The organism is Staphylococcus croceilyticus (assembly GCF_002902575.1).
Lineage (GTDB): Bacteria > Bacillota > Bacilli > Staphylococcales > Staphylococcaceae > Staphylococcus > Staphylococcus croceilyticus.
This window is the reverse complement of sequence record NZ_PPRD01000093.1, coordinates 1-5558: the sequence shown is the minus strand read 5'-3', so window position 1 is coordinate 5558 and position 5558 is coordinate 1. Positions and strand designations below refer to the sequence as shown.

Below are 5558 nucleotides of genomic sequence, written 5' to 3'. Positions count from 1 at the left end.
GTCTTACAACTTTTAAAAAAATTTGGATTTATTATTTATTTTAAAGATCCTAATGATATGTGTGAAATGATGTTACAAGAAATAAAATCACTTTATAATTATGAGTTAATATCTAAAGATGATTATTTGAAGTGTATTTTAATTATTAACCAAAGAAGGAATGAACATAAATGACAAACGTAATATTAGCAGCTGATATTGGTGGTACAACTTGTAAACTCGGTATTTTTGATGAAAATTTAGAACAATTACACAAATGGTCAATTGAAACAGATACATCTGATCAAACAGGAGAAAAGCTATTAAAGAATATCTATGATTCATTTATTGAAATTTTAGCTACTCGTGAGTTAGATGTAAAAAATGCGATTGGTGTTGGTATAGGTGTACCAGGGCCAGTTGATTTTGAAACTGGTATTGTGAACGGAGCTGTAAATTTACATTGGCCAGGCAACGTAAATGTTAGAGAAATCTTTAGTAAGTTTATCGATTGTCCAGTCTATGTAGATAATGATGCAAATGTAGCCGCCTTAGGTGAGAAGCATAAAGGTGCAGGACAGGGCGCTGATGACGTTGTCGCTATAACACTTGGGACAGGTTTAGGTGGCGGAATTATTTCAAACGGCGAAATTGTTCATGGACATAACGGTTCAGGAGCTGAAATTGGCCATATCAGAACAGATTTTGACCAACGTTTTAATTGCAACTGTGGTAAATCAGGTTGTATTGAAACTGTAGCATCCGCAACTGGTGTAGTTAATTTAGTTAATTTTTATTATCCTAAACTAACTTTTAAATCTTCTATTTTACCTTTAATTAAGGAAAATAAGGTTACTGCAAAAGCTGTTTTCGATGCTGCTAAAGCTGGAGATCAATTCTGTATCTTTATTACAGAGAGAGTTGCTAATCACATTGCATACTTGTGTAGTATTATCAGTGCGACAAGCAATCCTAAATATATTGTACTGGGTGGCGGAATGTCTACTGCTGGATTAATTTTAATTGAAAATATTAAAACTGAATATCATAATTTAACTTTCACTCCAGCACAGAAAGATACTGAAATAGTCCAAGCTAAACTTGGTAACGATGCAGGTATCACAGGTGCTGCTGGATTAATTAAAACTTATATACTAGAAAAGGATGGTGTAAAATAATGGCTATCGTTGATGTAGTTATTATTCCTGTTGGCACAAATGGGCCAAGCGTAAGTAAATATATTGCTGAAATTCAAATGAAATTAGAGGAATTTAAAAAAGAAGGTAAAATTGATTATCAATTAACACCTATGAATACATTAATTGAAGGCGATCTTAAAGATTTATTTGAAGTTGTTCAAGCTATTCATGAACTTCCATTTGACAAAGGTTTAGATAGAGTTTGTACTAACCTACGTATTGATGACAGAAGAGATAAATCTCGTAAAATGAATGATAAGTTAAAATCAGTACAAAAACATTTAGACGGACAAGGTGAGTAAAATGAGAATTTCAAATTTAACTTTAGGCTTAGTAGATACTAACGCATATTTTATCGAAAATAATGATAGTGTTTTATTAATTGACCCTGCAGGAGAACCTGATAAGATTTTCAAGAAATTAAATCAAATTAATAAACCATTGAAAGCTATTTTATTAACGCATGCACATTTTGACCATATTGGCGCACTAGATGACGTATTAGAAAAGTATGACGTACCTCTTTACATGCATAAAGATGAATTTGACTTTTTAACTGATCCAGAAAAAAATGGAGCAGCAAAATTTAAACAGTATGGTATGCCATTAATCACAAGTAAAGCACAACCTAATTCATTAGATGAAGGCGACTTTACTATTGGTGACTTTAATATGAAAGTACTTCATACGCCGGGTCATTCTCCTGGCAGTTTAACATATGTATTTGATGAATTTGCTGTTGTAGGTGATACATTATTTAATAACGGAATTGGCCGAACAGATTTATATAGAGGCGATTATGAAACATTAGTAGATTCAATTAAAGACAAATTATTTGAATTAGAAGGGGACTTACCATTATTCCCTGGTCACGGCCAATATACCACAGTTGACGATGAACAATTAAATCCTTATTTAGATGGACAATAAAATAGAGTAATTCTTTCACCTCCTACGTTTAATAATGTAGGAGGTGATTTTTTGAAGTTATTATTTAAAGAAATTGTAAACAAAGCTATTAGTAAAAATGCTAGTGATATCCATTTTATTCCTGCTGAAGATGAAGTTTATATCAAGTTTAGAATAAATGATAATCTTGAAATGTATGAAACTTTTAAAATAAGTATTTATCAGAAACTATTAGTTTATATGAAATTTCAAGCAGGATTAGACGTGTCAACTCAACAAATTGCTCAAAGTGGTCGATATACGTATCAAGCGAAAGGTTTATATTATTTAAGGATTTCTACATTACCTTTATCTCTAGGTATAGAAAGTTGTGTTATTAGAATCATCCCTCAATATTTTCAATCCAAAAAAGAGTATAAAGATTTTAAGGATTTCAAACATTTGATGAATAAAAAACAAGGTTTAATTTTATTCACAGGGCCTACTGGTTCTGGTAAAAGCACACTAATGTATCAAATGGTTTTATATGCGTATGAGAAACTGAATTTAAACGTGATTACTATTGAAAATCCTGTCGAACAAATACTCAAAGGGATTACTCAAGTTTCGATTAATAAAAAAGCTGGTATCGATTATATAAACTCATTTAAAGCTATATTAAGATGTGATCCAGATGTCATTTTGATAGGAGAAATTAGAGACGCAGAAGTTGCAAAATGTGTTATTCAAGCCAGTTTAAGTGGGCATTTGGTATTATCAACGATGCACTCAAGTAATTGTAAGGGGGCAATACTGAGATTATTAGAAATGGGCATTAGTATACAAGAAATTTCACAAGCTATAAATTTAATATCTAACCAACGACTAATCACTACATTATCTAACCAACGCCAGCTTGTTTGCGAATTGATAAATAATAATCAGATTCAATACTTTTTTGAACATAATAATACGTTGCCTAAGAACTTTAATAATTTAAAAGATAAGTTATTACTTATGTCGAAAGAGGGCACAATATGTGAAGAAACTGCAGATAAATATTTATAACAAAAGAAAGAAAAATTTAAATACAACTCAACAAATTATGCTCCTTGAAAATTTAAATAGTTTGTTGAAAAGTGGATTTACTTTATTTGAATGTTTTAATTTTATAAATTTATACTTCAAATATAAAGACAAAACTTTAAGTAATAAGATTATAGAAGGTATTACTAATGGAATGGCTTGTGATGATGTTCTAAATCTAATCGGCTATCCGCAATCAATCATTACCCAAATTTATTTCGCGCAAAAATTTGGTAATATGGAAGATTCTCTTCAAGAATCAATAAACTATTTAAAAACAAACTTAAACGCTAAACAACAAATACTAAAGTCTATACAATATCCAATAGTTTTAATAGTTATCTTTATAGGTATGATTACTATATTGAACTATACAGTACTCCCTCAATTTGAACAGCTATACGCCACTATGGATGTAAACCTTTCCTTCTTTCAAAAATTCCTCACAAAAACTATTTCTTCATTACCCACTTTTATAATGATTATCTCAGTGCTTTTACTTTTAATTTTTCTAACATCACTCATCATACAAGCAAATATTAGCATCGCTAAAAAGATTAAATTTTTAACTCAAATACCCATATTCAAAAGTTATTATAAATTATTTAAAACGTATCAAATCGCAAGTGAACTTTCATTATTTTATAAAAATGGGATTACTCTACAAAATATCGTATCGATTTATATTAGCCAAAAAAATAATTCATTTTTAAATTATTTGGGTGAAGTCTTATTACAAAATTCAAATAATGGAATTAATTTAGCAGAAAGTTTAAGAGCGCAACAATGCTTTCAAGATGATTTAATCAAATTTATACAACAAGGAGAAAAGAGTGGGAAATTAGATGTAGAACTAAAATTATATAGTCAAATATTAATTCAAAGAATTCAAAATAAAGCTTTAAAACATTCAAAAATCATTCAGCCAGTTGTTTTCTTATTTCTAGGTTTTTTCATTATCAGTTTATATTTAGTCATAATGCTGCCTATGTTTCAACTTATGCAGAATATTAAATAACGAAGAGGCGATATCATGAAAAATTATGTACAAAAATTAAAAAGACTAAAAGCTTTTACACTCATTGAAATGTTACTAGTATTATTAATTATTAGTGTACTACTAATTTTAATCATTCCTAATATTGCTAAACAAACAGCACATATACAATCAACTGGATGTGAAGCACAAGTGAAAATGGTAAATAGTCAGATCGAGGCTTACACGCTTAAAAATAATAGAGCACCTAGTAGTATTGATGACTTAGTTACAGATGGATACATTAAAGAGGGGCAGAAATCTTGTAAATCTGGAGAAACAATTACTATCAATAATGGTGAAGCTATTGCAAGTTAAACTATTTAGTGGATTTACTATGATAGAAAGTTTATTAACTCTGTTGATTCTAGTTATCTTATTGAATATTAGTCTGTACGTTTCTAAAGGAAATAAGTTTGCCATCATTAACGATGAATTAAGCTTAAATCAACTTATTACTCAATTTGATTATTTTAAATCTAAAGCTATAGGCGATAAACAATCTATTACATTAGCCTTAACGGAAAATTCTTCAGTTATAAATGTAGTAGAAGAAAAAGGCTCACACTATAGTTTTAAAATTCAAAATGGTAAAATCAAAACTATTTCTAAAATTAAGACAATAACATTTGATAAAGACGGACGAATAAATAACTTTGGATCATTCATTTTAAATATAAACAAGCGTTTATATAAAATCATTTTTCATATCGATAAAGGGAGAATAAGATATGTATCGCTTTAATAAAAGAGCAAGCATTCTAGCAGATAGTCTCTTTTCGTTTCTCATCATAATTATCATTTCTACTATTTTTATTCCTTTATTATCACAATTAAATTTTTCTCTTAAAGAACAATATGAATACTTAGAAATGAAGCAAGCTATTATAACCTGCCTCAATCATTACAATATTAAAGAGTTAAGTCAGGGAATAGATTTAGGTGATTATCATATTAAACTCAATAAAGATTCGATTTGTAATTAAAAAAGTATTGAAAAGAATAAAGTGTGCGTTGAATATTAATTTAAAAGCTTTTACTTTTATTGAAATGCTTTTATCTCTATTAGTTACATTATTAGTATTAAGTTTAATTCCTCAAATGTTGAAGCTCACTCAGTTTTATCTTCATGAATCATATGAGAATTATCAAACTGAATATGTTTTTTTTCTATCTGATTTAAGCCATTTATCAAACACCCCCCAGGCATCTTTTCAAATTATCAATAAAAACACTATATTAGTGCACGAAAAACAGGAGAAAAGCTATATAAAATTTAAAAATTCGAAATTAATTTATGAAAATAAAGGACGAGGAAATATTACTTTATTGAATAATGTTATAGATTTTAAAACTAAACCTATTAACAC

Annotated in this window: 10 protein-coding genes; all 10 read left to right on the top strand. The window is 28.7% G+C overall.

The genetic code is table 11. The annotated features are described in order from the left end of the window. On the top strand, window positions 1-174 hold a 174-nt coding region (locus tag CD128_RS10355), incomplete at its 5' end, for a YqgQ family protein (protein ID WP_231917305.1). Then, window positions 171-1157 (top strand): ROK family glucokinase, encoded by a 987-nt coding sequence (locus CD128_RS10350; protein ID WP_103329833.1) that lies wholly within the window; start codon window positions 171-173, stop codon window positions 1155-1157. The genes CD128_RS10355 and CD128_RS10350, both read left to right, overlap by 4 nt. After that, window positions 1157-1480 carry an MTH1187 family thiamine-binding protein gene (locus CD128_RS10345; protein ID WP_103329832.1) on the top strand — a complete coding sequence of 108 codons (324 nt, stop codon included), beginning with the start codon at window positions 1157-1159 and terminating at the stop codon, window positions 1478-1480. The genes CD128_RS10350 and CD128_RS10345 overlap by 1 nt, the downstream gene beginning before the upstream one ends. A 1-nt stretch (window position 1481) precedes the next feature. Beyond that, complete coding sequence (locus CD128_RS10340; protein WP_103329831.1) at window positions 1482-2108, top strand: MBL fold metallo-hydrolase; 627 nt, start codon at window positions 1482-1484, stop codon at window positions 2106-2108. Between the two features lie 51 nt (window positions 2109-2159). Further along, on the top strand, window positions 2160-3134 hold the full coding sequence (gene comGA / locus CD128_RS10335) for a competence type IV pilus ATPase ComGA (protein WP_103329830.1): 975 nt from the start codon (window positions 2160-2162) through the stop codon (window positions 3132-3134). Continuing rightward, complete coding sequence (comGB, locus tag CD128_RS10330) at window positions 3106-4170, top strand: competence type IV pilus assembly protein ComGB (RefSeq protein WP_103329829.1); 1065 nt, start codon at window positions 3106-3108, stop codon at window positions 4168-4170. Before comGA ends, comGB begins: the two co-directional genes overlap by 29 nt. A 15-nt stretch (window positions 4171-4185) precedes the next feature. Further along, window positions 4186-4506 (top strand): competence type IV pilus major pilin ComGC, encoded by a 321-nt coding sequence (gene comGC / locus CD128_RS10325; RefSeq protein WP_103329828.1) that lies wholly within the window; start codon window positions 4186-4188, stop codon window positions 4504-4506. Window positions 4507-4525: 19 nt separating this feature from the next. Beyond that, window positions 4526-4933, top strand: coding sequence for a competence type IV pilus minor pilin ComGD (gene comGD / locus CD128_RS10320; protein WP_231917304.1), 408 nt, complete (start codon window positions 4526-4528; stop codon window positions 4931-4933). Continuing rightward, a complete protein-coding gene (locus CD128_RS10315) occupies window positions 4920-5174 on the top strand; it encodes a hypothetical protein (RefSeq protein ID WP_103329826.1) in 255 nt (84 codons plus the stop codon). Before comGD ends, CD128_RS10315 begins: the two co-directional genes overlap by 14 nt. Window positions 5175-5202: 28 nt before the next feature. Further along, the coding region (locus tag CD128_RS10310; protein ID WP_231917302.1) for a competence protein ComG at window positions 5203-5558 on the top strand (356 nt) is incomplete at its 3' end.

What these genes read in the sequence shown, in the direction of transcription:
- CD128_RS10350 (WP_103329833.1), top strand. Translation starts at nt 171, where the DNA reads ATGACAAACGTAATATTAGCAGCTGATATTGGTGGTACAACTTGTAAA.
- CD128_RS10345 (WP_103329832.1), top strand. Translation starts at nt 1,157, where the DNA reads ATGGCTATCGTTGATGTAGTTATTATTCCTGTTGGCACAAATGGGCCA.
- CD128_RS10340 (WP_103329831.1), top strand. Translation starts at nt 1,482, where the DNA reads ATGAGAATTTCAAATTTAACTTTAGGCTTAGTAGATACTAACGCATAT.
- comGC (WP_103329828.1), top strand. Translation starts at nt 4,186, where the DNA reads ATGAAAAATTATGTACAAAAATTAAAAAGACTAAAAGCTTTTACACTC.
- comGD (WP_231917304.1), top strand. Translation starts at nt 4,526, where the DNA reads ATGATAGAAAGTTTATTAACTCTGTTGATTCTAGTTATCTTATTGAAT.
- CD128_RS10315 (WP_103329826.1), top strand. Translation starts at nt 4,920, where the DNA reads ATGTATCGCTTTAATAAAAGAGCAAGCATTCTAGCAGATAGTCTCTTT.